Source organism: Phenylobacterium sp. (assembly GCF_035309685.1).
In the GTDB taxonomy this organism is placed as follows: Bacteria; Pseudomonadota; Alphaproteobacteria; order Caulobacterales; family Caulobacteraceae; genus Phenylobacterium.
In genome coordinates, this window is record NZ_DATGEX010000040.1 from 26,153 (window position 1) to 51,507 (window position 25,355).

Annotated in this window: 27 protein-coding genes; 16 read left to right on the plus strand and 11 right to left on the minus strand. The window is 70.2% G+C overall.

The window, feature by feature from the left end:
• Window positions 1-93: 93 nt before the first annotated feature.
• On the plus strand, window positions 94-1,014 hold the full coding sequence (locus VKQ35_RS12670) for a cell wall hydrolase (protein WP_324362112.1): 921 nt from the start codon (window positions 94-96) through the stop codon (window positions 1,012-1,014).
• Here VKQ35_RS12670 and VKQ35_RS12675 read toward each other — a convergent pair.
• Entirely contained in the window at window positions 1,011-1,952 is a 942-nt protein-coding gene (locus VKQ35_RS12675; protein ID WP_324362114.1) for a GlxA family transcriptional regulator, read from the minus strand. The two genes, VKQ35_RS12670 and VKQ35_RS12675, sit on opposite strands and share 4 nt — an antisense overlap.
• 97 nt (window positions 1,953-2,049) lie before the next feature.
• Here VKQ35_RS12675 and VKQ35_RS12680 point away from each other — a divergent pair, with 97 nt between their 5' ends.
• The 7 genes from VKQ35_RS12680 (at window position 2,050) to VKQ35_RS12710 (ending at window position 7,356) form a co-directional block, all read left to right on the plus strand.
• Window positions 2,050-2,748: a DJ-1/PfpI family protein gene (locus VKQ35_RS12680; protein WP_324362116.1), complete on the plus strand. Its 699-nt coding sequence runs from the start codon at window positions 2,050-2,052 to the stop codon at window positions 2,746-2,748.
• Window positions 2,749-2,866: 118 nt separating this feature from the next.
• Window positions 2,867-3,142 carry a DUF4242 domain-containing protein gene (locus tag VKQ35_RS12685; protein ID WP_324362118.1) on the plus strand — a complete coding sequence of 92 codons (276 nt, stop codon included), beginning with the start codon at window positions 2,867-2,869 and terminating at the stop codon, window positions 3,140-3,142.
• Window positions 3,143-3,208: 66 nt separating this feature from the next.
• Window positions 3,209-4,219, plus strand: a complete 1,011-nt coding sequence (locus tag VKQ35_RS12690) for a GlxA family transcriptional regulator (protein WP_324362120.1) — start codon at window positions 3,209-3,211, stop codon at window positions 4,217-4,219.
• A 54-nt stretch (window positions 4,220-4,273) separates the two neighbouring features.
• The gene (locus VKQ35_RS12695; RefSeq protein ID WP_324362122.1) at window positions 4,274-4,834 is read left to right on the plus strand and encodes an AAA family ATPase; all 561 of its coding nucleotides are present in this window, start codon (window positions 4,274-4,276) and stop codon (window positions 4,832-4,834) included.
• A 68-nt stretch (window positions 4,835-4,902) separates the two neighbouring features.
• A complete protein-coding gene (locus VKQ35_RS12700; RefSeq protein WP_324362124.1) occupies window positions 4,903-5,853 on the plus strand; it encodes an aldo/keto reductase family protein in 951 nt (316 codons plus the stop codon).
• A gap of 74 nt (window positions 5,854-5,927) precedes the next feature.
• Complete coding sequence (locus tag VKQ35_RS12705; protein WP_324362126.1) at window positions 5,928-6,644, plus strand: cytochrome c; 717 nt, start codon at window positions 5,928-5,930, stop codon at window positions 6,642-6,644.
• A 52-nt stretch (window positions 6,645-6,696) separates the two neighbouring features.
• Window positions 6,697-7,356 carry a YbhB/YbcL family Raf kinase inhibitor-like protein gene (locus tag VKQ35_RS12710; protein WP_324362128.1) on the plus strand — a complete coding sequence of 220 codons (660 nt, stop codon included), beginning with the start codon at window positions 6,697-6,699 and terminating at the stop codon, window positions 7,354-7,356.
• Window positions 7,357-7,540: 184 nt separating this feature from the next.
• Here the strand turns inward: VKQ35_RS12710 and VKQ35_RS12715 are convergent, their stop codons facing one another.
• The gene (locus tag VKQ35_RS12715; protein WP_324362130.1) at window positions 7,541-8,221 is read right to left on the minus strand and encodes a hypothetical protein; all 681 of its coding nucleotides are present in this window, start codon (window positions 8,219-8,221) and stop codon (window positions 7,541-7,543) included.
• A gap of 3 nt (window positions 8,222-8,224) precedes the next feature.
• Complete coding sequence (locus VKQ35_RS12720) at window positions 8,225-9,040, minus strand: hypothetical protein (protein WP_324362132.1); 816 nt, start codon at window positions 9,038-9,040, stop codon at window positions 8,225-8,227.
• A 147-nt stretch (window positions 9,041-9,187) separates the two neighbouring features.
• Between VKQ35_RS12720 and VKQ35_RS12725 the strand changes: the two genes are divergently transcribed.
• Together VKQ35_RS12725 and VKQ35_RS12730 are read left to right on the plus strand one after the other, a co-directional pair.
• The gene (locus tag VKQ35_RS12725; protein WP_324362134.1) at window positions 9,188-10,792 is read left to right on the plus strand and encodes an MDR family MFS transporter; all 1,605 of its coding nucleotides are present in this window, start codon (window positions 9,188-9,190) and stop codon (window positions 10,790-10,792) included.
• 106 nt (window positions 10,793-10,898) lie between these two features.
• Window positions 10,899-12,320, plus strand: coding sequence for an ATP-binding protein (locus VKQ35_RS12730; protein ID WP_324362136.1), 1,422 nt, complete (start codon window positions 10,899-10,901; stop codon window positions 12,318-12,320).
• Window positions 12,321-12,334: 14 nt separating this feature from the next.
• Here VKQ35_RS12730 and VKQ35_RS12735 read toward each other — a convergent pair whose 3' ends face one another.
• The 5 genes from VKQ35_RS12735 to VKQ35_RS12755 form a co-directional block, all read right to left on the minus strand.
• Window positions 12,335-13,792 carry a coniferyl aldehyde dehydrogenase gene (locus VKQ35_RS12735; protein WP_324362138.1) on the minus strand — a complete coding sequence of 486 codons (1,458 nt, stop codon included), beginning with the start codon at window positions 13,790-13,792 and terminating at the stop codon, window positions 12,335-12,337.
• 79 nt (window positions 13,793-13,871) lie between these two features.
• Window positions 13,872-14,717: a carboxylating nicotinate-nucleotide diphosphorylase gene (nadC, locus tag VKQ35_RS12740; RefSeq protein ID WP_324362140.1), complete on the minus strand. Its 846-nt coding sequence runs from the start codon at window positions 14,715-14,717 to the stop codon at window positions 13,872-13,874.
• 10 nt (window positions 14,718-14,727) lie between these two features.
• On the minus strand, window positions 14,728-16,257 hold the full coding sequence (locus tag VKQ35_RS12745; RefSeq protein ID WP_324362142.1) for an L-aspartate oxidase: 1,530 nt from the start codon (window positions 16,255-16,257) through the stop codon (window positions 14,728-14,730).
• Entirely contained in the window at window positions 16,258-17,343 is a 1,086-nt protein-coding gene (gene nadA / locus VKQ35_RS12750; RefSeq protein ID WP_324362143.1) for a quinolinate synthase NadA, read from the minus strand.
• 179 nt (window positions 17,344-17,522) lie between these two features.
• Window positions 17,523-19,514: an ATP-binding protein gene (locus VKQ35_RS12755; protein WP_324362144.1), complete on the minus strand. Its 1,992-nt coding sequence runs from the start codon at window positions 19,512-19,514 to the stop codon at window positions 17,523-17,525.
• A 285-nt stretch (window positions 19,515-19,799) separates the two neighbouring features.
• On the opposite strand from VKQ35_RS12755, the gene VKQ35_RS12760 reads away from it, so the two are divergent.
• A complete protein-coding gene (locus tag VKQ35_RS12760) occupies window positions 19,800-20,945 on the plus strand; it encodes a cell wall hydrolase (RefSeq protein ID WP_324362146.1) in 1,146 nt (381 codons plus the stop codon).
• Here VKQ35_RS12760 and VKQ35_RS12765 read toward each other — a convergent pair.
• From VKQ35_RS12765 to trxB, 3 genes are all read right to left on the minus strand, one after another.
• Complete coding sequence (locus VKQ35_RS12765; protein ID WP_324362148.1) at window positions 20,942-21,436, minus strand: N-acetyltransferase; 495 nt, start codon at window positions 21,434-21,436, stop codon at window positions 20,942-20,944. The two genes, VKQ35_RS12760 and VKQ35_RS12765, sit on opposite strands and share 4 nt — an antisense overlap.
• Before the next feature lie 17 nt (window positions 21,437-21,453).
• Complete coding sequence (locus VKQ35_RS12770) at window positions 21,454-21,654, minus strand: hypothetical protein (protein WP_324362149.1); 201 nt, start codon at window positions 21,652-21,654, stop codon at window positions 21,454-21,456.
• A gap of 98 nt (window positions 21,655-21,752) precedes the next feature.
• Window positions 21,753-22,778, minus strand: coding sequence for a thioredoxin-disulfide reductase (gene trxB, locus VKQ35_RS12775; protein ID WP_324362151.1), 1,026 nt, complete (start codon window positions 22,776-22,778; stop codon window positions 21,753-21,755).
• Between the two features lie 33 nt (window positions 22,779-22,811).
• Between trxB and VKQ35_RS12780 the strand changes: the two genes are divergently transcribed.
• Genes VKQ35_RS12780 through VKQ35_RS12800 form a run of 5 tightly spaced genes read left to right on the plus strand, consistent with a single transcriptional unit; the run spans window position 22,812 to window position 25,339 of the window.
• Complete coding sequence (locus VKQ35_RS12780) at window positions 22,812-23,006, plus strand: hypothetical protein (RefSeq protein WP_324362153.1); 195 nt, start codon at window positions 22,812-22,814, stop codon at window positions 23,004-23,006.
• A gap of 54 nt (window positions 23,007-23,060) precedes the next feature.
• A complete protein-coding gene (locus tag VKQ35_RS12785; protein ID WP_324362155.1) occupies window positions 23,061-23,288 on the plus strand; it encodes a DUF433 domain-containing protein in 228 nt (75 codons plus the stop codon).
• Window positions 23,285-23,617, plus strand: coding sequence for a DUF5615 family PIN-like protein (locus VKQ35_RS12790; protein WP_324362157.1), 333 nt, complete (start codon window positions 23,285-23,287; stop codon window positions 23,615-23,617). The genes VKQ35_RS12785 and VKQ35_RS12790 overlap by 4 nt, the downstream gene beginning before the upstream one ends.
• On the plus strand, window positions 23,614-24,663 hold the full coding sequence (pseI, locus tag VKQ35_RS12795) for a pseudaminic acid synthase (protein ID WP_324362159.1): 1,050 nt from the start codon (window positions 23,614-23,616) through the stop codon (window positions 24,661-24,663). Before VKQ35_RS12790 ends, pseI begins: the two co-directional genes overlap by 4 nt.
• A 4-nt stretch (window positions 24,664-24,667) precedes the next feature.
• Complete coding sequence (locus VKQ35_RS12800; protein ID WP_324362161.1) at window positions 24,668-25,339, plus strand: DNA alkylation repair protein; 672 nt, start codon at window positions 24,668-24,670, stop codon at window positions 25,337-25,339.
• Window positions 25,340-25,355 lie beyond the last annotated feature (16 nt).

The window sequence follows — 25,355 nt, forward strand, 5'->3', positions numbered from 1 at the left end:
GGCGACAATGTCGGGGGGCAGTTCGCCCTCGTCGTTCAGGACACGTTTGTTTTGACAGTAGGAACGCAGGCCAACGGCGTGAGCCGTGGGCTGTTGAGCGCCGCTTTGATGGGTTCCGGCTTCGGCCTGGCTCTGGGCGTCATCTATCTTACCGGCGGTATGGCCCAGGCCATTTCCGACCACCATCGGGCCGTTCGGATCGCGCAAGCGGCCGACGGCGGCCTGTCGGAAACCATGTTGCAGCGCGAAATGGATCGCCTCGATCCGGCGGCGCTGAAGCTGGCCCGCGCGCACGACCAGTTCGCCGCCGACGATCCCCGCGCCAACGACAGCGTCTCCGGCCAGGGCTGGCCCCTGGCGATGGGCGAGCGCCAGGCCGCCGGTCACCGCGTCTCGGCGCTGGAGGGCGCGCGCCAGCTCGATTGCCTGACCCAGGCGGTCTATTTCGAGGCCCGCGGCGAGACCGCGCGCGGCCAGGCGGCCGTGGCCCAGGTGGTGATGAACCGGGTCGCGAGCCCCTCGTTCCCGAAGACCGTCTGCGGCGTGGTCTTCCAAGGCGCGGCCAGCCACGGCTGCCAGTTCAGCTTCGCCTGCGACGGTTCCATGCGTCACGGCCTTGAGACCGACGCCTGGGACCGCGCCCGCCAGGTGGCCGAACGCGCGCTCTCCGGGCGTGTCCTGGCCGACATCGGCGGGGCGACCCACTTCCACACCACCAGCGTCCGGCCCGACTGGGGGCCGCAGATGCTGCGCGTCGCCCAGGTCGGCCTGCACGTCTTCTACCGGCTGAACCCGCACGCGCCGCTGAACCCCATCCCCGAGCGCGCCACCTATGTGAGCCTGCCGGTCCCGGCGCCGCGCGTGGCGCCGCCGGTCCTGGAGAAGGCCTCGGCCGTGGCGCTCGCCCCGACCGGCCAGGCCACGGACACGGCCGCCAAGGCGGCCTCCAAGCCGGCCGACGCCCCCAAGCTCGCCGAACCGGCCGGCCAGCCGGCGGAAGCCGCCGCCTCCTAGGCTCTGGCGGCCCTGCGGAGCGCCTGCGGCGGCTGGCCGAACGCGCGCAGGAAGGCGCGGCGCATTCGCTCCGGATCGCGGAAGCCGGCGCTCAGCGCCACCCGGTCGATGGGCTCGTGCCCCGCCTCGACCCGCACGCGCGCCGCCTCCAGGCGCAGCCGCTCGACGGCCTTGGCGGGCGTGACCCCGGTCTCGGCGGTGAAGGCGCGGGCGAAGTGGCGCGGGCTCATCGCCGCGCGGTCGGCCAGGCGTTCGACGTTCAGCGGCTCTGACAGCCGCTCGCGCATCCAGTCCATCAGCTCGGCGAACCGCCCGCTGGGTCCGCCCATCTCCAGGAGCGCCGAGAACTGCGACTGCCCGCCGGGCCGACGCAGCGGCACCACCAGCTGCTGGGCCGTATGCCGCGCCACGTCGCGCCCCAGGTCGTCCTCGATCAGCGCGAGCGCGAGATCGATCCCGGCGGTGATCCCGGCCGATGTCCAGACCTCGCCCTCGCGCACGAAGATGCGGTCCGCGTCCATGCGGATCTTCGGATAGCGCCGCGCGAAATCGTCGGAGCGGCTCCAGTGGGTCGTGGCGCGCTTGCCGTCCAGCAGGCCGGCCTCGGCCAGCACATAGGCGCCGGAGCAGACGCTGGCGACGCGGCGCACGTCGCCCGCGCGGCGGCGTATCCAGGCCGCGTCCGGCGCGCGGTCGGCGAAGTGGCGGGTGCCGACACCGCCCGAGACCAGGATGGTGTCGTAGGCGCGGTCGTTGAACGGCTCGGTGACCATCTTCACCCCGGCCGAGCTCGCCACCTCGCCGCCGGACGCCGACAGCAGGTCGAGCTCATAGGCGCCGGGCGAGACGCGGTTGGCGACCTCCAGGGCCCCGATCGGACCGGTGGCGTCGATGATCTGGAACTCGGGGAAGACGACGACGGCGACGCGGCGGGTCATGGATCGGGCCTATGGCGTATTTCGAGGGATCAATGTCATTTCGGCCAGAAGCTAGGCCTGGGAAGATGCCGGCGTCAATTGCTCACCGGAGGCCGCCATGGCCGAACTCGCCCCCAAACTGACCATCGTCATCGCGCTCTATCCGAACGTCACCCAGCTCGACTTCACCGGCCCGCACCAGGTCCTGAGCCGCGCGCCGGGGGTGAAGGTGACCGTGGCCTCGCTGGGCGGCCGCGACATCACCGCCGAAGGCCTGACCTTCACCGGCCTTGCCGACCTGACGCAGGTCGAAGCCTGCGACCTCCTGCTGGTGCCCGGCGGCCTTGGGGCGACCGAGGCCATGTTGGACACGGCCTTCCTGCGCCAGATCCGCCGTCTCGGCGGCCCGGCGAGATACCTCACCTCGGTCTGCACCGGCTCGCTGATCCTGGCGGCGGCCGGGTTTCTGACCGGACGCCGGGCGGCGACCCATTGGGCCTGGCGCGAGCTGCTGCAGCCGTTTGGGGTCATCGTCGATGAGGGCCGCGTGGTGCGCGACGGCCGGATCATCACCGGCGGCGGCGTGACCGCGGGCCTCGACTTCGCCTTCACGGTCCTGGCCGAAATCGCCGGCGAGACGGTCGCCAAGACCTTGGTGCTCGGCCTGGAATACGCGCCCGCGCCGCCGTTCGAGGGCGGCCGCCCGGAGTTGGCGGAGCCGGCGGTGCTGGAAGCCCACAACCGGCGCATGGCCCCGCTGGTCGCCGGGCGGATGGCGGCGGCGCGGGAGGCGGCCCGGCGCTTGCAGCCGGCCTGACCCCCTGACGCCGGAGGTCCGGCGGCTGTCACGATCGACCCCCTTGATTGTCGCGATCACCGCCTTCCGGTCGGGACGCCCGGGCCGCAAGCTCGATCCACAGTCAAAGGAGACCGCCATGAAGAAGTATGTGATCGAGCGCGCCATTCCGGGCGTCGGCCAGTTGAACGGCGAGCAGCTGAAGGGCGCGGCGGCCACCTCCAACGGCGCGCTGGCCCAGCTCGCGCCCAAGGTCCAGTGGGTGCAGTCCTATGTCGCCGCCGACAAGACCTTCTGCATCTACCTGGCCGAGGACGAGGCCGCGATCCACGAGCACGCGCGCCTCAGCGGCTTTCCGGCCAGCACGATCACCGAGGTGACCGGCATGATCGACCCGACCACCGCGCGAGCCTGAGCCCTGCCTCGCCAGCCCGCGCGGTCCGTGGGAATATCCCCGTTCGCCGAGCGGAGCGGTGGTCCCATGTTCGACGTGACGGTGGTGCTGCTGGACGACGGGCTGTCGTCGACGGCGATCATGCCGGTGGAGATCTTCCACTGCGCGGGCGCGCTGTGGAACGCCTTGCACGGCCGCCCGGCGGAGCCGGCGTTCCGGGTGACCACCGCCTCGCTGGACGGCGGGCCGGTGCGCAGCCCCTACGGCCTGGACCTGCAGCCGGCCAAGGCCATGGCCGACGTCGAGCACAGCGACATCGTCATCGTGCCGACCTCGGGCCTGCAGTGGAACGCCAAGCTGTTGGAAAACAGCGTCCTGCCGCCATGGCTCAAGGCGCAGTACGAGGCCGGGGCCTATGTGGCGGGAACCTGCATGGGCGCGGCCTATCTGGCGGAAGCCGGCCTGCTCGATGGGCGGACCGGCACCACCCACTGGGCGATCAGCGGACAGTTCGCGGCCCGCTATCCGCGGGTCAACTGGCGCCCGGACCTGTTCGTCACCGAGGACTCCCGGGTGCTGTGCAGCGGCGGCGTCTACGCCGCCATCGACGTCAGCCTCTACCTGGTGGAGAAGCTCTGCGGCCATGAGGTCGCGGTGCAGTGCGCCAAGGCGCTGCTCTTGCCCATGCCGCGCACGCATCAGTCGGGCTACGCCATGCTGCCGCTCTCGCCGCCGCATGGGGACGAGAAGATCCGCGCGGCCGAGGCCTATCTGCAGGTCGCCTACCGTGACGACGTCTCCACCGAGACCCTGGCCGGGCAGGCGAACCTGGGCGCGCGCACCTTCGCGCGGCGTTTCAAGGCCGCGACCGGTCGCCACCCCGCCGCCTATCTGCAGGCCGTGCGCATCGAGACCGCCAAGGCGATGATCGAGCGCGACAGCGACCCGATCCAGGCCGTGAGTTCGGCGGTGGGCTACGACGACGTGGCCTTCTTCCGCGGCCTTTTCAAACGTTCCACCGGCATGACGCCCGCTGAATACCGCGCCCACTTCGGCCCGATGAGCGTGCGCCGCGCCCATGAGGCCGAGCGGCCCTGACCCAGGCGGTCGCCGGGACGCTCCGGTTTGATCGAATCGTCATATACCGATGATATGCGTGGTCGGATCGTCATCGTCTCGGGTCCGCCAGGCGCCGGCAAGAGCACGATCGCCGAGCGCTTGGCCGTCGACACCCCGGCGAATTTGACCGCTCATCTCCATAGCGACGACTTCTACAACTACGTCTGCAAGGGCTCTGTCGCGCCCTGGCTGGCCGAGGCCCGGCCGCAGAACATCGTGATCATGGAAGCGCTGATCGCCGCGGCGGCGAGCTTTGCCTGCGGCGGCTATGAGGTGATCGTCGACGGTATCGTGGGCCCCTGGTTCATCGATCCCTGGCTGGCGGTGGCGCGCAAGCACAGGCTCGATCTGCGCTATGTGGTGCTGATGCCCAGCGAGGCGGCGACGATCGCGCGTGCGACGCTGCGGACCGCGCCCGGCTCACTGACCGATCCGGTGGTCGTGCAGGGGCTGTGGAGACGCTTTCACACCTTTGCGCCGTTGGCCGAAAACCTCGTCGATACGACCCGGCAACGGATCGAGGAGACCGCGACGGCCGTTCGCGACGGCCTGACCCACGGGCGCTTCGTCCTGGCCTGGGATCGCGCGGCCTAGCTTGCGTTCATAGCCCCCGATGGGCTTGATGCCGCCGCCCACCGTCGGCCAACCCCGGGATATTCCACATGAAGTACCGCAAGCTCGGCGCCAGCGACCTCGAGGTGTCGGAAATCTCCCTGGGCTCGTGGCTGACTTACGGGGTGGGCGTGAAGGAGGACGCGGCGCGGGCCTGCGTCGACCGGGCGTTCGACCTGGGCATCAACTTCATCGACACGGCAAACGTCTATGGCCGCGGCGCCGCCGAGAGCGTGCTAGGCGAAACGCTCGCCGGGCGCAAACGCGACAGCTACATCCTGGCCACCAAGGTGTTCGGCCAGATGAGCGACACCGACCAGGGCCTGTCGCGCGCCCAGATCGAAAAGCAGATCGACGCCTCGCTGAAGCGCCTGCGGACCGACTACGTCGACCTCTACCAGTGCCACCGCTACGACGTGAACACGCCGCTGGAAGAGACCATGGCCGCGCTGACCCAGGTGGTGAAGTCCGGCAAGGCGCGCTGGCTGGGCTTTTCCGAATGGTCGCCGGAGCAGATCGAGGCGGCGTTCGCGCTCCCGGGCGTCGAGCGGTTCGTCTCCAGTCAGCCGCAGTACTCGCTGCTGTGGCGGCGGCCGGAGAAGAAGGTGATCCCGATCTCGGCGGCCAACGGCGTCTCGCAGATCGTCTGGTCGCCGCTGGCCCAGGGCGTCCTGTCCGGCAAGTACCGGCCGGGCGCGGCCCTGCCGGGCGACAGCCGCGGCGCCAGCGACTCCATGGGGAACGCCATGAAGACCTGGCTGGAACCCTCGATCCTGGAGGCGGTGCAGAAGCTCAAACCCCTGGCCGAGGAGGCCGGCTGTTCGCTGTCGCAGTTCTCGCTGGCCTGGGTGCTGCGCGAGCCCAACGTCGCCTCGGCCATCGTCGGCGCGAGCCGGCCCGATCAGCTCGACGAGAACGCCGCCGCCTCCGGCCTCGCGATCGATCCGGCGCTCTTCGCCAAGGCCGAGGCCATCGTCGCCGACGTGCGGCGCGCGGCCTAGGACGGCGGGACTTTCAGGACGGCCGGCGAATCGATAGGTAGGTAGTCTGCATAACGAAGGGATGAGAGGCGCCGATGAACGCTAGACTGAAGACCGCTGCGGTGGCGAGCGTTGCAACGGCGCTGCTGCTCGCGGGCGCCGCGGCGCTCTCGGTGCAGGCGCAACCCAAGGCTCCGGCCGGCAAGAGCGGCGCCTGCGTCAACGCCGACATCGGCATCACCCTGCCGCCCGGCTTCTGCGCCACGATCTTCGCCGACAACCTCGGCAACACCCGCCATATCGCCGTCGCCGCCGATGGCACGGTCTACGCCAACACCTGGAACGGCTCGTCCTACTTCCGCGGGACCAAGGGCGACCCGGGCGGCTTCTCCGAGGACAACAGGGGCCGGATCTGGAAGGTGACCTATCAGGGCCAGCCCGGCGCCGGCGCGCCTGCGCCGACCTCCGCCGAACAGGCGCCGCCGGCCGAGGCCCCCGGCGCGCTCCCGACGCCGCCCGGCGCCACCGCCGCCCAGGTCACCGCCGGCATGGCGCTCTTCCAGGGCAAGACCTGCGCGGCCTGCCACGGCGCCGACGCCGCCGGCGGCTCGATCGGTCCGCCGCTCAACACCGGCAGCCCGATCTGGACCGACGGGTCGCTCGCCCAGATCACCGACCTGATCAGCAAGGGCGTGCCGGCGCCCAAGCAGTACCGCAGCCCGATGCCGCCGCTCGGCGGCGCGGGCCTGTCGCCGGACGAGTTGAACGCCGTCGCCGCTTACGTCTGGGCCATCGGCCACAGGCCGAAATAGAAAAGAAGGCGGCCACCGGAAGAAATAACAACAGGACCAGGGAGAGAGACCGATGAACATGCCGATCCGAGCGGCGATGCTCGCCGCCGTGCTGGGCCTTGCCGCGGCGCCCGCCGCGCTGGCCCAGGCGCACCGCTCCAACCCCGGCGACGCCGAGGCGCGCACGGCCATGGACCTGATGCCGGCCAAGGCCAAGCTCACCGTCACCACCCCGGCCTTCAAGAGCGGCGAGCAGATCCCCTTCGAAAATACCCAGTACCGGACCAACACCTTCCCGGGCCTGCAGTGGAGCAAGGGGCCGGCGGGAACCAAGTCCTATGCGCTGATCATGCAGGACAACACGCTCATCCTGCGCGGTGCGCCGATCCTGCACTCCACCCTGCTCAACATCCCGGCCAGCGTCACCAAGCTGGACGCCGGCATGGCGCCCACCGCCAACCCACCCGGCTCGTTCTACGGCCCCAACTACATGGGCGCGTCCAAGCCCTACACGGGCCCGCGCACGCCGCCCGGCCCCGGCGACGACTATCACTTCGAGATCTTCGCGCTCGACACCACGATCCCCGACGAGGGCAGAAGCGACTACGCGGCGATCACCAAGGCGATGGAGGGCCACGTCCTGGCCAGCGGCGAGGTCGTCGGCCACGGCATCGCCGACCCCAACGCCCCGCCGCCCGCGCCCAGGCCCGCGGCGGCCGCGCCGAAGCCGTAAATTCTTCCCGGGCCCTCCTCCCCTTGTGGGAGGAGGTGTCAGGCGGACGCCTGACGGAGGTGGGGTCACGCTCCGCCCTCCGCGCGAAACGAGGCTTTGGATAGCTCCTAGACTTCTGAGAAACCCCACCTCCGACCTGCTTCGCAGGCCACCTCCTCCCACAAGGGGAGGAGGACGCGAGGACTTAGCGCTGAGTGGTCCGCGGAGCCGCGCCCGCCACGGCGCAGAAGGCGGTCAACTGCCGCACCATCCAATTCGGCATTGGCGTCGGACCGGCCCCGAGGCCACTCGCCATCTCTACCAGATGCGCGCCATTCATCTGCGTCGCATGCACCAGCGGGCGCGCGTAGGCGATCGTTTCCAAGAGGCCGCGCGCCTGATCCGGCGTCAGGCTCTCCTGCGCCTGGTAGGACGAGATCTTCTGGCCGTCGTCGCGCTGATGCTGGGCGATGCCGTTTTCGTTTTGCAGCTGGAAATAGAATTGGGCGTAGGCGAGTTGGTCCTTGAGGGGCATGTGTGACACGGCCCCGGTCTTGACGACATCCCAGACGGTGGTCGGGTAGATCGCGAGCATGGTGGTCGTACCCTTCAGGTCCGGCCGCGAGCCCCCCTTCGCCCAAGCCGTCAGTTTCCCGAACCAGGCGTCGATGCAGCGATTTTCCTCCACGGCCTCCTCAGCGAAGGTGGCGTCGCGGCTGATCTCGTCACGCAGCGCCTCGCGCGCCTCGCGCACCTGGGTCTGGACGTGGATGAACTCGACGGTCTGCTCCGCCGCCAGCGCGGTCAGCACGCCCACGACGATGATCGCATATTCCTTCAGGAACTCGCGCAGGCCATGCCAGGGCTTGGGTTTGTGGATGTCCATGGCTCAGCGCTCCGTGCTGAGGGCGCCGTCGACGCCGACGGTGCCGTTGTAGCGGGCCTCACCCGGCCGCTTGACCGGTGAGAACAGCCACAGCTCGTGGAAGAGGCCGCTCGAATGCGCCGGCGGCGGCCTGCGGGGCTGGCACATGGACAGGGCCTTCGAGGCCTCGATTCCTTCGTCGAACGACGCGTCGAGCTGCTGGCGGCTGAGGTAGCCGCTGCGCGCCACCAGGGTGGACATCTGATGGCTGGTCTTGGCGGCCAGCGCATCGCTGTAGGCCCGGTTGAGCGCGGTCCGCAGCGCGGCGATCTCGGCGTCGGAGATCGGGCGGCCGGGCCCGACCGTCGACTGCAGCACCGCCCATTGCTGCAGTTCGTCGAGGCTTCTCGCGCGCAGCGTCTCGGCGTAACCCTCGATGCCGGTCAGCATGAGCTGTTCGCGGTTTGGCATGTGCGCCAGCGTCTGGCTGGACGTCAGCGCCGTCCAGCTGCGCAGGCTCCAGGCGGGCGTCGCCGGCGTACCGCCGAAGCCGAGCGGCGGCAGGCGGTGGGTCACCTGCGCCTGATCCAGGATGTCCGCCAGTTCCACCAGCCGGGTCCCGACGCAGGCCGATTGCGCGTCGGCCGTCGCCGCGGCGCCGATCAGCCTGCGCAGGTCGAACACGATGGCCTCGCGCGCCACCGCCGCCTGATGGCGCCAGTGCAGCCACTCGACGCCCTGCTCGGCGCCCAGCGCGGTCAGCACGCCGACGACGATGATGACGTATTCCTTCAGGAACTCGCGAAGGCCGTGCCAGGGCTTGGGTTTGTGGATGTCCATGGCCGCCCCCCGACGGATCACGCGTATCGGAAGGCAGCTAAGCGGACTCGCCGAACCGCGGCAATGGCCCCTGCGACACCCTGCCTTGTAATACCGTACACCGTACCTAGTTTATGAAGCCTGGGGATTCGGGGATCGGGGGCTTGGGTGGCGGAATTCACTGAGACGGAAAAACGCGTCACCTTGTGGGGCGTCGCCATCGTCTTCCTGCTGTCGGCGCTCGATCAGACGATCGTCGCCACGGCCATGCCGCGGATCATCTCCGAGTTGAACGGCCTGGCGCTCTACAGCTGGGTGACCACGGCCTATCTGCTGTCGTCGACGGTGATGGTGCCGATCTGGGGCAAGCTCGGGGACCTCTTCGGGCGCAAGCCGGTGCTGCTGGCCGGCATTCTGATCTTTCTGGCGGGCTCGTGGCTGTCGGGCCTCTCGGGCGAGTTCGGGCCGATGCCGTTGATCGGCGGCGGGATGGTGCAGCTGATCGTCTTCCGCGCCATCCAGGGGATCGGCGGCGGGGCGCTGTTCACCACCGCCTTCGCCATCATCGGCGACCTCTACCCGCCGCGCGAGCGGGGCAAGATCGGCGGCATGTTCGGGGCGGTGTTCGGGCTCTCCAGCACCATCGGCCCCTTGATCGGCGGCTATTTCACCGACCACGGCACGGTCAGCCTGTTCGGCAGCGTGATCGCCGGCTGGCGCTGGGTCTTCTATCTGAACCTGCCGCTCTCGATCCTGTCGCTGTTCATGATCATCGTGAAGATGCCCAAGATGAGCCACCAGGCGAAGGGCAAGATCGACTTCATCGGCGCGGCCCTGATCATCGCGACCGTGGTGCCGCTGCTGCTGGCGCTCACCTTCGGCGGCCACCAGTATCCCTGGACCTCGCTCACCGAGATCGGCCTGTTCGGCGGCTCGGCGCTGGGGCTTTTGCTCTACATCTTCAACGAGCGCTTCGCGTCCGATCCGATCCTGCCGCTGGAGCTGTTCAAGAACCGCACCTTCACCACCGCCAACCTGGCGGGCTTCCTGGTCTCCATGTCGTTCATGTCGACGGTCGCCTTCCTGCCGCTGTTTCAGCAGCTGGGGCAGGGCGTGGCGGCGACCACCAGCGGCCTGGCGCAATTGCCGCTGATGGTCGGCCTCTTCGGCTCCTCGATCCTCTCCGGCCAGCTGGTCAGCAAGACCGGCAAGTACCGGGCGATGATGATCGGCGGCCTGATCGTCACCTTCGCCGGCATCTGGCTCTTGAGCCGCATGCACGCCGACACCTCGCGGATCGACCTCGCCTGGCGGATGCTGGTGCTGGGGATCGGGCTGGGACCCGGCCAGAGCATGTTCGGCCTGGTCATCCAGAACGCCATGCCGCCGGAGAAGCTGGGCGTGGTGACCAGCTCCAGCCAGTTCTTCCGCCAGATCGGTTCGACCATGGGGGTGGCGATCTTCGGCACCTTCCTGACCGCCAACCTCAATTCGGGCCTCGGCAAGATCATGCCGGGCGTGGACGTGGGCAAGCTTAGGGCCATGGGCGGGGCGGCGCACGCGGGCGCGGCGCCGGTGCTGCCGACCTTCATCAAGGTGATCATCTCCGACGCGATCACCAACGTCTTCGCGCTGGGACTCTATGTGGTGGCCGTCGCCTTCCTGGTGACCCTGCTGATCCCGGTGCTGCCGATGCGCGACCGCAGCATGATGGGCGCCCAGGCCTCTGAGAAGGACGACGAGACCGTCATCCCCGCCGAGGCGCACCTCTAGGCATCGCCTTCGACTAAGTAGTTTTCCCGAGGCAAAACAGCTCTTTGCGGAGGGCTGGCGTTAAACCTATCCGTCTAGTCTGCGGGCCTACGCAACGAGGGTGGGCATGCGCACGACGAGCAGAAAGGTGTTCCGGGAGCTGGTGACGGGACTGGGCGCCCTGGTCGCGGCCGTCGTGATCCAGGCGGCGATCGTCTGGACGACCATCGACCACCTTCACGCCTTGGACGACGCCGACGACGAGGCGCGCGCCGAACTCCTGCATGACGCCGTGATGGTCGAGGCGATGCAGGACCAGGAGGTCGGCCTCAGCGGCTATCTGGCCAGCCACGATCCGCAAGACCTCAAGACCTACGAGTCCGGGCGCGCGGCGTTTGAGGCCGGGACGCCGCGCCTGATCGCCCTGGCGGCCGATGATCCGCCGTACATGCGCCTGCGCGTCGCCGACCTTCTGCGGCAAGCCAAGAGCTGGACCCAGACCGTGGCCCAGCCGGAAATCGACGCCGCCCGTGCGGGACCGTCGGCCTTGCGCCATCCGCCAACCGGTCGGGATCAGGTCAACGCCATCCGCGTCGACTTCGCGGTTCTGCGCGATGGTGAGATGCGACTGCTCGAACAGCGGGACGGCTTGTGGGGCGTGGCCTTCTGGCAGAGCCGGATCACGCTCTTGCTGGGGTCCGGCCTGGCGCTCGGCCTCGCCCTGCTGCTGGCGGCGCGGTCATTCCGCCGCCTGGTGGCGCAGCAGTTGGCGGCGCAGGAGTCGGCGACACGGCTTGAGGAGGCCCTGGACCTCGCCCACGCCGCAGAACGGGCCAAGGCGGCGTTCCTCACCAACATGAGCCACGAGATGCGCACGCCATTGAACGGCGTCCTGGGCATGACCCAGGTGCTCGCGGTCACGCCGCTCGATCCGGGCCAGCGCGAGCTGGTGACCGTAATCGGGTCTTCGGCGGCGACCCTGGACGGCCTCATCGGGGACCTCCTGGCGCTGTCGCGCGCCGGTGAGGCGGAGGACCAGCCGACGACGGTGAGGGCTGTCCACCTGGGCGGCGCCGCACGCCGGATCGCGCTCGAATACCGGCGCGCGGCGGAGGCGAAGGGCCTTGAACTTCGGATCGAAGTCGCGACCGGAGCCGAAACAACCGTCATGTGCGACGTCGCGCGGCTGAGGCGGCTGGCCGAAGCGCTCATCTCCAATGCGCTCAAGTTCACCGAGCGGGGACACATCACCCTGCGCGTCCTGAGCGCCGGCGCCGGGCGCTATCGCTTCGAGATCGCCGACACCGGGATCGGCTTTGACGAGCATCAGAAGGCGCGGCTCTTCGAGGCCTTCACCCAATCGGACGACAGTCTCACGCGGCGCTACGGCGGCGCGGGTCTTGGGCTCGCCTTGGCCTATCGCCTCGCGACGGACCTGGGCGGCAAGCTCGACTGTCATTCTATCCCGGGCGAAGGCTCGACCTTCACCTTCGAGGTCGACCTGCCCGCGGCGGCGGCGGATGTCGCCGAGCAACGCGTCGCGGCCTAGGCCCAGACTTAGGGCTAGGGCTTGAGCTGCCCGGCCAGGAAGGCCTTCACGCCGGCGCCATAGGGCGGACGCAGCGCCTTCATCGGGCCCAGGTCTTTCTTGATCTGGCGGTAGACGGACTTCCTGTGGCTGAATTCGCGGAAGCCATCGACGCCGTGATAGCTGCCCATGCCGGACGGCCCGACGCCGCCGAACGGCAGGTCCTCCATGGCCACGTGGAAGATCACGTCATTGACCGTGACGCCGCCAGAGGTCGTGCCGGTCAGCACCTTGGCCTCCTCGGCCGCGTCGTCGCCGAAGTAGTAGAGGCCGAGCGGCCGGTCGTGAGCGTTCACATAGGCGATCGCCTCGTCGACGTTCCTGTAGGTCAGCACCGGCAGGACGGGCCCGAAGATCTCCTCCTGCATCACCTTCATCTCGTCGGTGGGATTGAGGATCAGTGTCGGCGGGATCTTGCGGTGTTCCTGCTGGCTGAAATCCTCGCCGGCCGGATTGATCTCGACGATCTCGGCCCCCTTGGCGCGGGCGTCGTCGACATAGCCCTTGATCCGCTCGTAGTGCCGCTCTGCGATCACCGCGGTGTAGTCGGGGTTGTCCTTGATGGTCGGGAACATGGCGGTGACCGCCGCGGTGGCTTCCCTGACGAAGGCCCCGACCTGATCGGCGGGCGCCATGACGTAGTCCGGCGCCAGGCAGATCTGGCCGGCGTTCATGGTCTTGCCGGCCATGATCCGCCCGGCGCTGGTCGCGTAGTCCGCCGACTTGCCCAGGATCACCGGGCTCTTGCCGCCGAGTTCCAGGGTCACCGGCACGAGGTTGGCCGCGGCGGCCTTCATGACGTGCCGCGCGATCGCGGTCGCGCCGGTGAACACCAAGTGGTCGAAGGCGAGCTCCGCGAACGCCTGGCCGACATCCGGCCCGCCCGGGAAGACCGCGATCTCCTCCTCGTCGAAGGCTTGCGCGAACATCTGCACCATCAGTTGCGAGGTCGCCGGCGTGTATTCCGACGGCTTGATCATCGCCCGGTTGCCCGCCGCCAGCACGCCGGCCAGCGGCGCGAAGGTCAGGTTCATCGGGAAGTTCCACGGGCTGATGATGCCGATGGTCCCCTTGGGCTGAAAGCGCACCTCGGCCTTGGCGCCGAGGAAACCCAGGATGGCCGGCGTCGTCTTGCGCTTCTCCGTCTTCATCCAGGTCTTCAGGTGCGCCTTGGCGTGCTTCATGGGTCCAAGCGAAGCGCCCACGTCGGTGATGCCGCTGACCGCCTCGGCGCGAGCGCCGAAGTCCTGGGTGAGCGCCGCGACGATGGCCCGTTCGTGCTGGATCAAGGTTCCAATGGCGCGGTCGATGCGCTCGATCCGCTGTTCGGCGGTGGGCGCGCCATCGCGGATATGCGCGGCCTTCTGACGGCGCAGCACCTGCGCCATCCGCTGGGCTTCGGTCCCCGGCTCGATCTTCGCAGCCGCGTTCATGCTGGTGTCTCCCTGATCGGCGTCACGGTGGACCGGCGCCGCGCAGGGAGCAAGCACGCCCCGACGTCAACCGGACCCGTCAGGCGGCGTCGAGGCCGATATCCAGCACGCTGGCGGAATGGGTGAGCGCGCCGACGCTGATCACGTCCACGCCGCTCTCGGCGATGCCGCGGACGGTCTCCAGGCTGACGCCGCCGGACGCCTCCAGGACCGCGCGGCCCTTGGCGCGGCCGACCGCCTCGGCCAGGTCGGCCAGGCTGAAGTTGTCCAGCATGACCACGTCGGGGCCGTATTTCAGCGCTTCTTCCAGCTGCGCCAGGCTGTCGATCTCCACCTCGACCTTCATCAGGTGGCCGGCCGCCGCCTTGGCGCGGCGCACGGCCTCGCCGACCGAGCCGCAGGCGGCGATGTGGTTGTCCTTGATCAGGATGGCGTCATCCAGGCCGAAGCGGTGGTTCACGCCGCCGCCGCAACGCACCGCGTACTTCTCCATCGCGCGCAGGCCCGGCGTGGTCTTGCGGGTGTCGACGATGACGGCGCCCGTGCCCTCCACCGCATCCACATAGGCCCGCGTCAGGGTGGCGACGCCGGAGAGGTGGCCCAGCAGGTTCAGGCCCACCCGCTCGGCGCCGAGCAGGGCGCGCGCATTGGCGTCCACCCAGATCAGCTGCTGGCCGGCGCTGACGCGCGCGCCGTCCTCGACGATGGCCTTGAAGTCGGCGCCCGGATCGAGCGCCGCGATGGCCAGCCGCGCGCAGGCGAGGCCGGCGACTACGCCGGGCTTGCGGGCCACAAACACCGCCCGCAGCCGCGCCTCGGCCGGCACGCAGGCCTGCGAGGTGACGTCGCCCGCCCGCCCGAGGTCCTCAGCCAGGGCGGCCTGGACCACGGGCGAGATCAGCAAATCCGGCAAGGGTTCCGTCATTGGGGCTCCGTCATTCGGCGGCGTACTTCCAACTGTGGGCGGCGGGCAGCAGCTCGGCCCAGCGGACGAAGGTCCGGTGGGGCTCGGCGTCGGTGCGGGTGGCGTCGGCGCGGTAGTGGCCGCCGCGGCTCTCGGTGCGGGCCAGCGCGCCGGCGGCGATCAGGCGCGCGGCGGCGAGCGCGGCGGTGCGGCCATGACGCGCCTCCAGGCCCTCGATGGTCTCCAGCAGGCGCAGCAGGCCGTCGGCGCTGCGGATCACGCCTGCGTCGCGGCTCATGGCCTGGCGCAGGACCTGGACCGAGGCGTCCGGCAGGGCAGGGGTGAGCAGGCGCACGAGCCGCGCAGGCGCGGGCTCGGCCTCCCGGGCGGCGGCGCGGCCGGCGCGCGCGCCGAACACGGCGGCCTCCAGCAGGGAGTTGGAGGCCAGCCGATTGGCGCCATGCACGCCGGTCGAGGCGCACTCGCCGGCGGCGTAGAGGCCGGCCAGCGACGTGCGCCCGTCGGCGTCGGTGGCGATCCCGCCCATGTGGTAATGGCAGGCCGGCGCCACGGGGATCGGCTGGATGCGCGGATCGAGGCCGGCGGACATGCAGGCCGCGAAAACCGCCGGGAACTCCTCGGGGAAGCGCTCGCCGACCGCGGCGCCCGCGTCGAGGAAGGCGCCGCGGCCCGCCGCGCGCTCGGCGTGGATGGCGCGGGCCACGACGTCGCGCGGCGCAAGCTCGGCCTGCGGGTGATAGCCGGCCATGAACCGCTCGCCGTCGGCGTTCGCCAGCACCGCGCCCTCGCCGCGCAGGGCTTCGGTGGCCAGCGGCGCCGGGTCGCGGCCGATGTTGATGGCGGTGGGGTGGAACTGCACGAACTCCGGGTCGGCGATCAGCGCGCCGGCCAGCGCCGCCAGGCCCAGGCCCTCGCCCTTCAGCTCGGCGGGCGTGGTGGTGACCGCGTAGAGGCCGCCGACTCCGCCGGTCGCCAGGATCGTGGCCGCCGCCGTGATCTCGACCAATTCGCCCGCCGCCTCGGCGATCACGCCCCGCACGCGCCCCTCGGCGTCCTGCAGCAGGCCGCGCAGGCGTGAGCCCTCCCGCACCTCGATGTGCGGCGCGGCGCGGATCGCGGCGATGACGGCGGCCATGATGGCCCCGCCCGCCTGGTCGCCCTTCACCCGCGCCACGCGGGGCCGCGAGTGGGCCGCTTCCAGGCCCTGGGCGAAACCGCCGTCGGCGGTGCGGTCGAAGGGCGCGCCGAGCGCCGCCAGCGCGCGGACCGCCGCGGGGCCTTCCTCGGTCAGCAACCGCGCCATGGCCGCGTCCACCAGGCCGGCGCCGGCCGCAACGGTGTCGTCCGCGTGCCGCCCGGCGCTGTCGCCGTCCGAGAGCGCCGCGGCCATGCCGCCCTGGGCCCAGGCGGACGAGCAGCCTTCGCTTAAGGGCGCGTCGGTCAGCACCAGCACCCTGCGCGGCGCGGCGGCCAGGGCGGCGGAAAGCCCCGCGAGGCCCGCGCCGACCACCAACACCCCGTCATGGACGAGGCGGGACATTCAGATCAGCTCCACGTCGACGTGGTGGCGCGCCTTGACCAGGTCGTAGCGGGCCGGGACGGCCGGCGGCGGCAGGTCGATCATCCGCTGCACCGCCAGCCGCGCGCGCTCGGCGACGGCCGCGTCGACCGTGACCTCGTGGGCGCCGTGCAGGAGAGCCTCGTAGATATTCTCCAGCGTGATCCGCTTCATGTGCGGGCAGAGGTTGCAGGGCCGCAGGAACTCGGTGTCGACCGCGTCGGTGGCCACGTTGTCGGCCATGGAGCATTCGGTGATCAGCACCACGCGCTTGGGCTTCCGCGTCAGCACATAGTCGTTCATCGCCTGGGTCGAGCCCGCGAAGTCGGAGACCTCCAGCACCTCGGCGGGGCATTCCGGGTGGGCCAGCACCTGCGCGTCCGGATAGGCCGCCTTCAGTTCCAGGATGTCGGCGGCGGTGAAGCGCTCGTGCACCTCGCAGCGACCCTGCCAGGCGATGATCCTGATGTCGGTCTGCCGCGCCACGTTGCGGGCGAGGAACTCGTCGGGGATCAGGATCACCCGGTCGGTCCCCCACATCCGCGCGGCCTCCTCGACCACCTGGACGGCGTTGGCGGATGTGCAGCAGATGTCGGTCTCGGCCTTCACCTCGGCGGTGGTGTTGACGTAGGTGACCACCGGCACGCCGGGGTAGCGCTGCCTGATCAGCCGCACGTCGGCGCCGGTGATCGAGGCGGCCAGGCTGCAGCCGGCGCGCAGGTCGGGGATCAGCACGGTCTTGTCGGGCGACAGGATCTTGGAGGTCTCGGCCATGAAGTGAACGCCGGCCTGCACGATCACCCGGGCCTTGGATCTGGCGGCTTCCTTGGCCAGGCCCAGGCTGTCGCCGACATAGTCGCCGACCCCGTGGAAGATCTCCGGCGTCATGTAGTTGTGCGCCAGGATGACCGCGTCCTTCTCCGCCTTCAGCCGGTTGATCGCGGCGATCAGCGGCGCCTGGGCGCGCCATTCCATCGGCGTGACATGGCGGCGGACCTTTTCCCAGATCGGGGCGGTCTGAACCTCGACGTCAGGGGTGAACGCGAACTGGAACCCGTCGGCGGCCATCGGAGCCTCCTTATGCTCAAAATGAGCATTTCTTCGGCTTAAGAAAACGCCAGACAAGGCTCTGTCTCGCTGGCGTTCCATGCTGCGGCTTATGCTCAATGAGAGCAAAAGCGTCCGGTCACATATAGACCGATCTTCGGCGGGCGCAAGTCACGAACGGTGACAGGCGGTTTTGGGATTCAGGCGGCGGCGGTCGTCTTGCCCATCACCGCATCGATGATCGCGGCGAGCGCCTCGGCGGGGTAGGGCTTGGCGAGCAGGGGCCAGGGGGCTTCGGCCGCCGCGCCCAGGGCCTCGCCCGTATAGCCGGACGTCAGGATCACCGGCAGCCCGGGCCGCAGCGCCACGGCGGCATGCGCCAGCTCAACGCCGTTCATGCCGCCCGGCATGATCAGATCGGTCAGCATCAGGTCGATGCGGCCGGGCGCTTCCAGGATGCTCAGCGCCGGCGCAGCGGCCTCGGCGCGCAGCACCTCGTGGCCGAGGTCGGCGAGCATGGCCTCGACCATTTCGCCGACGCTGGCGTCGTCCTCGACCAGCAGGATGCGGCGCGCCGGCCCGTGGTCCGAAGTCGCCGTCTCGTCAGACGCAGCCGCGCGCTGGGCGCTGGCCTGCGCCAGCGGCAGGTAGATGCGCACCGTGGCGCCCTTGCCGGGCGCGGAGTCGACGGTCACCGCCCCGCCGCTCTGGCGCGCGAAGCCGTAGACCTGGCTCAGCCCCAGGCCTGTGCCGCGCCCCGGCTCCTTGGTGGTGAAGAACGGCTCGAAGACCCGGGCCACGGTCGCCGCGTCCATGCCCTCGCCGGTGTCGTGCACCGCGACGCAGAGGTAGTCGCCGGCCGGCGCGTCCTCGGCCTCGCCGGCCGCGAGCGCGCAGGTGTGGGTCTCGACCCGGATGCCGCCGCCCTGCGGGGTGGCGTCGCGGGCGTTGACCACCAGGTTCATCACCGCCGCCTCGAACTGGCTGGCGTCGATGTTGGCGATGGCCCCGGACGAGCCGGCGGTGACGGTCAGGCTGACCGCCTCGCCCACCGCGCGGCGCAGCAGGGGTTCGCTCTCGATGAGCAGGTCGTCGATGTTGACCAGCTCCGGCTTCAGGGCCTGGCGGCGCGAGAAGGCCAGCAATTGCTGGGTGAGCTTTTCGCCGCGCTTGGCCGCGCCCTGCGCCGCCTCGATCATCCGCTCGCGCCGCGCCGCGTCGCCCGGGTGGCGCTGCATCAGGTCGAGCGCGCCGATGATCACGGTCAAGAGGTTGTTGAAGTCGTGCGCCACCCCGCCGGTGAGCTGGCCCACCGCCTCCATCTTCTGCGCCCGGCGCAGCGCGGCTTCGGCCTCGTCGCGTTCGCTGAGCGCGGCCTGCACCCGCTCGGCCAGCAGGTCGTTGATCCGCGTGAGGTCCGCCTGGGCGCGCTTGGAATCGGAGATGTCGTAGCCCACGCCGATATAGCCGGTGAGTTCGCCGTCCGGCGCGAACCGCCGCTGCGAAATCGAGCGGATCCAGGGGTACTCGCCGTTCGCCCGGCGATAGCGGGCCTCCCAGATGAAGTCGCCGCCGTTGGCGACGCTGGCGGCCTCCTCGGCGGCCATCCGCTCCAGATCGTCGGGATGGATCAGCGCGCGCCAGTCGAAGCGCATGGCGCTGTCGTAGTCGAGGCCGAGGAATTCGAGATAGGCGCGGTTCACGAACTCGCGGCTGCCGTCCAGCTTGGAGACCCACATCAGCACCGGGGCGCTGTCGGCCAGGACGCGGAACCGCTGCTCGGTGGCGATCAGGCTGGCTTGGACCTGCGCCTCGGCGGCCTTGGCCTCGTCGAGCCGCAGCAGGGCCTCGCGCAGGCCCGCGGCGACCAGCACGGTGGCGGCGCCGGAGACGCCGAACTGCGCGAGCACGGCCTCGCGGGAAATCGTCGAGATGACCGCGTTCGGGCCGAACCAGCCCAGCCCCATGACCGCGATCAGCGATCCCCAGCCAAACCGCGGGCCGGCGTAGAGCGTGGCGATGATGAAGGCCGGGAAATAGGTGGCCGAGATTCCGGCGGCCTGATCCCAGCCCAGCAGCAGGCCGCGGATCGCCATCGCGCCCGCGAAGGCCGCCAGAGTGATCAGGGCGGCCCGCCAAAGCGGTGGCGACCGGCGCGGCACGAACCGCAGCGGCCACTCGGATGGCGTCATTCGAAGGCGTCTCCGGCCAAAGTGAGCAAGCCCGACCTGCGAAAACGAGCATGGGAGCGCTGGCCGCGAGGCGCAACCGGGGATATGACCCTTGGCCGCGCGGCGCACTGTCGCTTGGGCGCCTTCGCCGCGCACCTTTTGGCCCGGATGCGGCCCAATCCGCGCCTTGCCAGGGCTGTAGAGGCGCGGCTGGCTCGGGATTTCGGGCTGAGGCAGGCCAGGTTGCTGGTCGAAGCAGGCCAGATTGCTGGCTGAAGCAGGGAAGACGACCCGATCGCCGATCTGTTGGACAGACGCAGCCGCGCCGGACTGGCGATGGTCTTCGCGCTCGCCGCGCTCACCGCCTGCGCGCCGGCGGCGACGCACGCCCCGGCGAGCGCTCAGGCGATGGCCGCGCACGGCCTGTCGGACACCGCGCTCTTCGCCGCCACGACCGGCTTCCAGCCGGCGGTCCTCGATCTCGCCCAGCGTCACGATCCCGGCCTGCGCCGCGCCGACCTCTGGGGCCGGCCGCTGGGCTGGAGCAGCCTCGACCTGCGCCAGGTCCCGGACCTGGGCATTCCGGCCGAGCAGGGTGATGACGCCGTCGCGCTCAACAACCTGCGCCCGTTCGCCGGCCTGCCGATCCGGCCGATGCGGCCCTTCGTGCTGCGGGCCGACGCCGACGACAGCACGCGCGCGCTGCATTGCATGACCCAGGCGATCTACTACGAGGCGGCCCGCGAACCCGTGCGCGGCCAGCAGGCCGTCGCCCAGGTGGTGCTGAACCGGGTGCGCCATCCGGCCTACCCGAAGTCGATCTGCGGCGTGGTCTATCAGGGCTCGGCGCGGCCCACCGGCTGCCAGTTCACCTTCACCTGCGACGGCGCGCTGCGCTGGACGCCGCAGGCGGTGCTGTGGCGCCAGGCGCAGGACGTGGCCAAGCGCGCCCTGGCCGGTTTCGTCGACAAGGACGTGGGTTCGGCGACGCACTATCACGCGGCCTATGTGATCCCCTACTGGGCCCCGACGCTGGTGAAGATGACCCAGGTCGGCCAGCACATCTTCTACCGCTGGACCGGGCCGTGGGGCGAGCCGCCGGCCTTTACCGGCCGTTACGAGGGCCGGGAGTCCGAGCTCTCGCCGGCGCTGCTGGCCAGCCTCGACCCGCGCACCCAGGGCTATCTGGCGCCGCAGGCCCAGGGCATCCCGCCTGACCGCAAGATCACGCTGGCGGTGGCCGGCGAGGTGCGCACCTACAGCGTCGCCGATCCGACGACGGCGACCGGCGAGCGCACCCGCGTGGCCGGCACGCTCTACGCCGCGCGCCGCCAGCCGACGCCGGACGAGGTCAAGCAGATCAACGAACGCCTGACGGCGCTGGAGAAGGGCGGCGAGGCCGTCGCGCCCGATCCGGCCAAGCCCGCCGCGCCGACCAAGGACGAATTCTAGACGCCGCCCGCGAAGGCGTCGGGATAGGTCACTTCCAACGGTCCGGCAAAGGCCCCGTCCTCCAGCGCCAGAGCCTGGAAGGCGGGCAGGCCGGCATAGTGGGGCGTGCTCACCTCGCGCGCCGCCGCGGCGGTGAAGCCGAAGCGGCCGTAGTAGGCCGGATCGCCCAGCACCAGCAGGCCGTGACAGCCGAACTCGCGCGCGTAGTCCAGGCCGCTCTTCACCAGCTGACCGCCGACGCCCTGGCCCTGCCGCGCCGGCAGCACCGCCAGCGGCGCCAGCGCGCCGTAGAGCCCGGTCCGGTCCGCCCACAGGCGGCTGAAGAAGATATGGCCGACGACCGCGCCGTCTTCCTCGGCGACCAGCTCGAACACCGTGTCGCCGTCGGCGCGCAGCCTGGCCACCAAGTCGGCCTCGTCGGCCTGGCCGAAGGCGGCGGTGATCACCTGGGCGATGGCGGCGTGGTCGGCGGGGCGGGCAGGGCGGATCATCCGCCGACCCTAAAGGTTCAGTCGTCGAACCTGGAGTCGAAGCTGCGCGGCTCCGGCGGGCGGGTCGGCTGGCGCTCGTTGCGCGCGGCCTCGGCGGCGAGCTTGCGCCAGCCTTCGGCGATGCTCAGGTAGACCTGCTTCTCCGCCGGGCTCGCCGCCCGCGCCGCCATCCGGAAGACCGAATCCGCCTGGGCGTCATATCGTTCGCTGTCGCGCATCGCGTCCTAGCTCTCCCGCCTCCCCAACAGGCGGGCAGGCGGCAAAGTTTCCGTGGCCGGGAACTAAGGCGCGATTGTGAACTAGGCCGTTGGCCGGCTTACCAAACGCCGATCTTCTCGGCCTCGTGATGGCTGATCGGGTGGTGCGCCTTGCGGTGGTCCTCCTCGGCCAGGAAGCGCACGGCCTCCAGCGCGGCCATGCAGCCCATGCCGGCCGCCGTCACCGCCTGGCGGTAGATGTCGTCGGTGACGTCGCCGGCGGCGTAGACGCCCTCGATCGCCGTCGAGGCCGAGCCCGCCTTCACCTTCAGATAGCCGGCGGCGTCCATCTCCAGCTGGCCCTTGAACAGCTGCGAGGCCGGCGCGTGGCCGATGGCGATGAACACGCCGTCGCAGGCCACATCCTGGGTCGCCCCGGTTTTGACGTTCTTCAGCCGCACGCCGGTGACACCCATCGGATCGGTCGCGCCGGTCACCTCGTCGATGGAACTGTCCCAGATGACCTCGATCTTCGGGTGCGCGAACAGGCGCTCCTGCAGGATCTTCTCCGCCCGGAACTCGTCCTTGCGGTGCACGACGATGACCTTGGAGGCGAAGTTGGTGAGGAACAGGGCCTCCTCGACCGCGGTGTTGCCGCCGCCGACCACCACCACCTGCTTGCCGCGGTAGAAGAAGCCGTCGCAGGTGGCGCAGGCCGAGACGCCGAAGCCCTGGAACTTCTGCTCCGATGGCAGGCCCAGCCACTTGGCCTGGGCGCCGGTGGCGATGATCAGAGTCTCGGCGAGCCATTCCTGGCCGCTGTCGGTGGTCAGGCGGAAGGGCCGCTGCGACAGGTCGGCGGAGAGCACCGTGTCGCTGACGATCTCCGTGCCGACATGCTCGGCCTGGGCCTGCATCTGGTCCATCAGCCAGGGGCCTTGGATCACCTCGGCGAAGCCCGGGTAGTTCTCCACGTCAGTGGTGATGGTGAGCTGGCCGCCCGCTGGGATACCCTGGATCAGCACGGGGTTCAGCAGGGCGCGCGCGGCGTAGATCGCAGCGGTGTAGCCGGCGGGGCCCGATCCAATGATCAGGCAGCGGACGGAGCGCGGTTCGGAGCGGGGGGAGGAACGATCTTCGGACATGGCCCTTATGTAGGTGCGATTCTGGAGCGCCACATGCAAGACGAATTGAAGACCGCCGGTGTCATCGGCCTGGTCGGGGCCGCCGTGGGCGCGGGCGTCGCGCTGGGGCTGGGCCTGCGGCTGTTCTCGGGCGTCGCCATGGTAGGGCTTGGAACCGGCGTCGCCTTGGGCCTGACGCTTGGCGCGCGCAAGGCCGCCGACGCCCTGCCGCCGCCGTCGAAGCTCTAGGAGCCTCGATCCCCAGGACTGTCTCGGCAGCCAAGGATGCGGTATGCTCCGAGAATGAGCGAGCTGATGGCGCGGATCACCCTTGATGCGGGAAAGATGCATGGAAAGCCTTGCATCAGGGGCCTTCGTATTCGCGTGCAGGATGTTCTTGAGATGCTCGGATCCGGGATGACCGCCGAGGAAATCCTCGACGAGTTCCCTGACTTGGAGGTCGACGACATCCGCGCGTCGCTCGTCTACGCGGCCAACCAAGTCGCTGGGACCGCGATCATCGCGGCGTGAGGTTCCTCGTCGACGAGCAACTGCCTGAGGCCATCGCGCACTGGCTGGCCGGCATGGGTCACGAGGCGGAACATGTCCGCACGATTCGGATGGGCGCGGCGTCCGACCAAGCGATTTGGGATCACGCGCTGGCGACGCAATCGGTGATCGTCACGAAGGACCGCGACTTCATCGAATGGTCAGTCGCGCGACGGCCGTCGGCAACCGTGCTCTGGTTGCGTTTCGGCAATCTGCAGCGATCTATTCTGCTTGCCCGTCTTGAACGAGCTTGGCCGCAAATTGTCGCGAGCCTTGAGATCGGCGCGACGGTGGTGGAGGCAGGCCCATGACTCCGTTCGTCGAGATCGCTGGCCGCCGCATCGGCGCGGACCATCCGCCCTATGTGATCTGCGAGCTGTCGGGGAACCACAACGGCAGCCTGGAGCGGGCGCTGGAGCTGATCGACGCGGCGGCGGCCACGGGCTGCGACGCGATCAAGATCCAGACCTACACCGCCGACACCATCACCCTCGATGTCGACCGGCCCGAGTTCAAGATCACCGGCGGTCTCTGGGACGGGCGCAGCCTGCACGAGCTCTACCGCGAGGCCCAGACGCCCTACGAATGGCACGCCGCGCTGTTCGCGCGCGCGGCCGAGCGGGGCGTGACCCTGTTCTCGAGCCCGTTCGACGAGACGGCGGTCGACCTGCTCGCCGGCCTGGACGCGCCGGCCTACAAGATCGCCTCCTTCGAGGCCGTCGACCTGCCGCTGATCCGCTACGCGGCGCGGCAGGGGAAGCCCCTGATCATTTCCACCGGCATGGCCAACCTGGCTGAGATCGAGGCGGCGCGGACCGCGGCGCTGGAGGCCGGCGCGGCGGGCGTGGTGCTGCTGCACTGCGTCTCCAGCTATCCGGCCGAGCTCTGCGACGCCAATGTCCGCACGGTCGCCGACATGGCGGCGCGGTTCGAAAGCCCCATCGGCCTTTCCGACCACACGCACGGCGCGGCGGCCTCGGTGGCGGCGGTGGCGCTGGGGGCCAGCGTCATCGAAAAGCACTTCACGCTGGCGCGGTCCGACGGCGGGCCGGACGCGGCCTTCAGCCTGGAGCCGGCGGAGTTCGCCGGCCTGGTGCGCGACTGCAAGGACGCCTGGACCGCGCTCGGCCGCGCCCACTACGACCTGCTGGGGTCGGAGCGCGCCAATCGCCAGTTCCGCCGTTCGCTGTACGTCGTCGCCGACGTGAAGGCGGGCGAACCGCTGACGAAGGCCAACGTCCGCTCCGTGCGCCCCGGCAACGGCCTGGCGCCAGCCCACTACGACGAGGTGCTGGGCCGCAGCGCCGCCCGCGACCTGACCCGCGGCGAGGCGCTCGCCTGGGACATGCTGGCCTAGGCCGATGGACGCCGCGGCCGATATCCTCCGCGACCTCGACAACCTGCCCCGGCGCGACACGCCGTCGATGCGCGCCGTTCGCAAGCATTGGTCGAAGACCCTCCGCGCGGCGTCGGCGGAGGAGGTTCTGGCCACGGCCGCGGCTCTGGAAACCCGTTCCGGCCAGACCGGCAAGTGGCTCGCCTATGAACTGATCCGTTTCCATCCCGGCGCCTTCGCCGCCGTCACCGAAGTCCAGATTGAGCCTTTCGCGGCCCGCGCCCAGAGCTGGTATGCGGTCGACGCGCTCGGCACGATCCTGACCGGGCCGCTGTGGGCGCAGGGGCGGCTCGCCGATGGGCGCGTCGAGGCCTGGTCCCGGTCGCCGGACCTTTGGCTGCGCCGCTCAGCCCTGGTGGCGACGGTGGGGCTGAACGCGCGGGCGTCCGGCGGACCGGGCGACGCGGCGCGCACGCTTCCCGTCTGCCGCCGCCTGGCCCCAGACCGCGAGGACATGGTGGTCAAGGCGCTCTCCTGGGCGCTGCGCGCGCTCTCCCAGCGCGACCGGCCGGCGGTCGAGCGCTTCATGGCCGAGATGGACGCGGTCCTGGCGCCCCGGGTGAAGCGCGAGGTGCGCCACAAGCTTCAAACCGGCCTGAAGACCCCGCGAAAGGCGCGAAACGCAACCGCGGATTAACCCAAATCGCGGCCTC

What these genes read in the sequence shown, in the direction of transcription:
- VKQ35_RS12705 (WP_324362126.1), top strand. Translation starts at nt 5,928, where the DNA reads ATGAACGCTAGACTGAAGACCGCTGCGGTGGCGAGCGTTGCAACGGCG.
- VKQ35_RS12730 (WP_324362136.1), top strand. Translation starts at nt 10,899, where the DNA reads ATGCGCACGACGAGCAGAAAGGTGTTCCGGGAGCTGGTGACGGGACTG.
- pseI (WP_324362159.1), top strand. Translation starts at nt 23,614, where the DNA reads ATGACTCCGTTCGTCGAGATCGCTGGCCGCCGCATCGGCGCGGACCAT.
- VKQ35_RS12780 (WP_324362153.1), top strand. Translation starts at nt 22,812, where the DNA reads ATGCAAGACGAATTGAAGACCGCCGGTGTCATCGGCCTGGTCGGGGCC.
- VKQ35_RS12715 (WP_324362130.1), bottom strand. Translation starts at nt 8,221, where the DNA reads ATGGACATCCACAAACCCAAGCCCTGGCATGGCCTGCGCGAGTTCCTG.
- VKQ35_RS12685 (WP_324362118.1), top strand. Translation starts at nt 2,867, where the DNA reads ATGAAGAAGTATGTGATCGAGCGCGCCATTCCGGGCGTCGGCCAGTTG.
- VKQ35_RS12680 (WP_324362116.1), top strand. Translation starts at nt 2,050, where the DNA reads ATGGCCGAACTCGCCCCCAAACTGACCATCGTCATCGCGCTCTATCCG.
- VKQ35_RS12675 (WP_324362114.1), bottom strand. Translation starts at nt 1,952, where the DNA reads ATGACCCGCCGCGTCGCCGTCGTCGTCTTCCCCGAGTTCCAGATCATC.
- VKQ35_RS12720 (WP_324362132.1), bottom strand. Translation starts at nt 9,040, where the DNA reads ATGGACATCCACAAACCCAAGCCCTGGCACGGCCTTCGCGAGTTCCTG.
- VKQ35_RS12735 (WP_324362138.1), bottom strand. Translation starts at nt 13,792, where the DNA reads ATGAACGCGGCTGCGAAGATCGAGCCGGGGACCGAAGCCCAGCGGATG.
- VKQ35_RS12695 (WP_324362122.1), top strand. Translation starts at nt 4,274, where the DNA reads ATGCGTGGTCGGATCGTCATCGTCTCGGGTCCGCCAGGCGCCGGCAAG.
- VKQ35_RS12745 (WP_324362142.1), bottom strand. Translation starts at nt 16,257, where the DNA reads ATGTCCCGCCTCGTCCATGACGGGGTGTTGGTGGTCGGCGCGGGCCTC.
- VKQ35_RS12690 (WP_324362120.1), top strand. Translation starts at nt 3,209, where the DNA reads ATGTTCGACGTGACGGTGGTGCTGCTGGACGACGGGCTGTCGTCGACG.
- VKQ35_RS12755 (WP_324362144.1), bottom strand. Translation starts at nt 19,514, where the DNA reads ATGACGCCATCCGAGTGGCCGCTGCGGTTCGTGCCGCGCCGGTCGCCA.
- VKQ35_RS12800 (WP_324362161.1), top strand. Translation starts at nt 24,668, where the DNA reads ATGGACGCCGCGGCCGATATCCTCCGCGACCTCGACAACCTGCCCCGG.
- VKQ35_RS12700 (WP_324362124.1), top strand. Translation starts at nt 4,903, where the DNA reads ATGAAGTACCGCAAGCTCGGCGCCAGCGACCTCGAGGTGTCGGAAATC.
- nadA (WP_324362143.1), bottom strand. Translation starts at nt 17,343, where the DNA reads ATGGCCGCCGACGGGTTCCAGTTCGCGTTCACCCCTGACGTCGAGGTT.
- VKQ35_RS12770 (WP_324362149.1), bottom strand. Translation starts at nt 21,654, where the DNA reads ATGCGCGACAGCGAACGATATGACGCCCAGGCGGATTCGGTCTTCCGG.
- trxB (WP_324362151.1), bottom strand. Translation starts at nt 22,778, where the DNA reads ATGTCCGAAGATCGTTCCTCCCCCCGCTCCGAACCGCGCTCCGTCCGC.
- VKQ35_RS12710 (WP_324362128.1), top strand. Translation starts at nt 6,697, where the DNA reads ATGAACATGCCGATCCGAGCGGCGATGCTCGCCGCCGTGCTGGGCCTT.
- VKQ35_RS12765 (WP_324362148.1), bottom strand. Translation starts at nt 21,436, where the DNA reads ATGATCCGCCCTGCCCGCCCCGCCGACCACGCCGCCATCGCCCAGGTG.
- VKQ35_RS12785 (WP_324362155.1), top strand. Translation starts at nt 23,061, where the DNA reads ATGAGCGAGCTGATGGCGCGGATCACCCTTGATGCGGGAAAGATGCAT.
- nadC (WP_324362140.1), bottom strand. Translation starts at nt 14,717, where the DNA reads ATGACGGAACCCTTGCCGGATTTGCTGATCTCGCCCGTGGTCCAGGCC.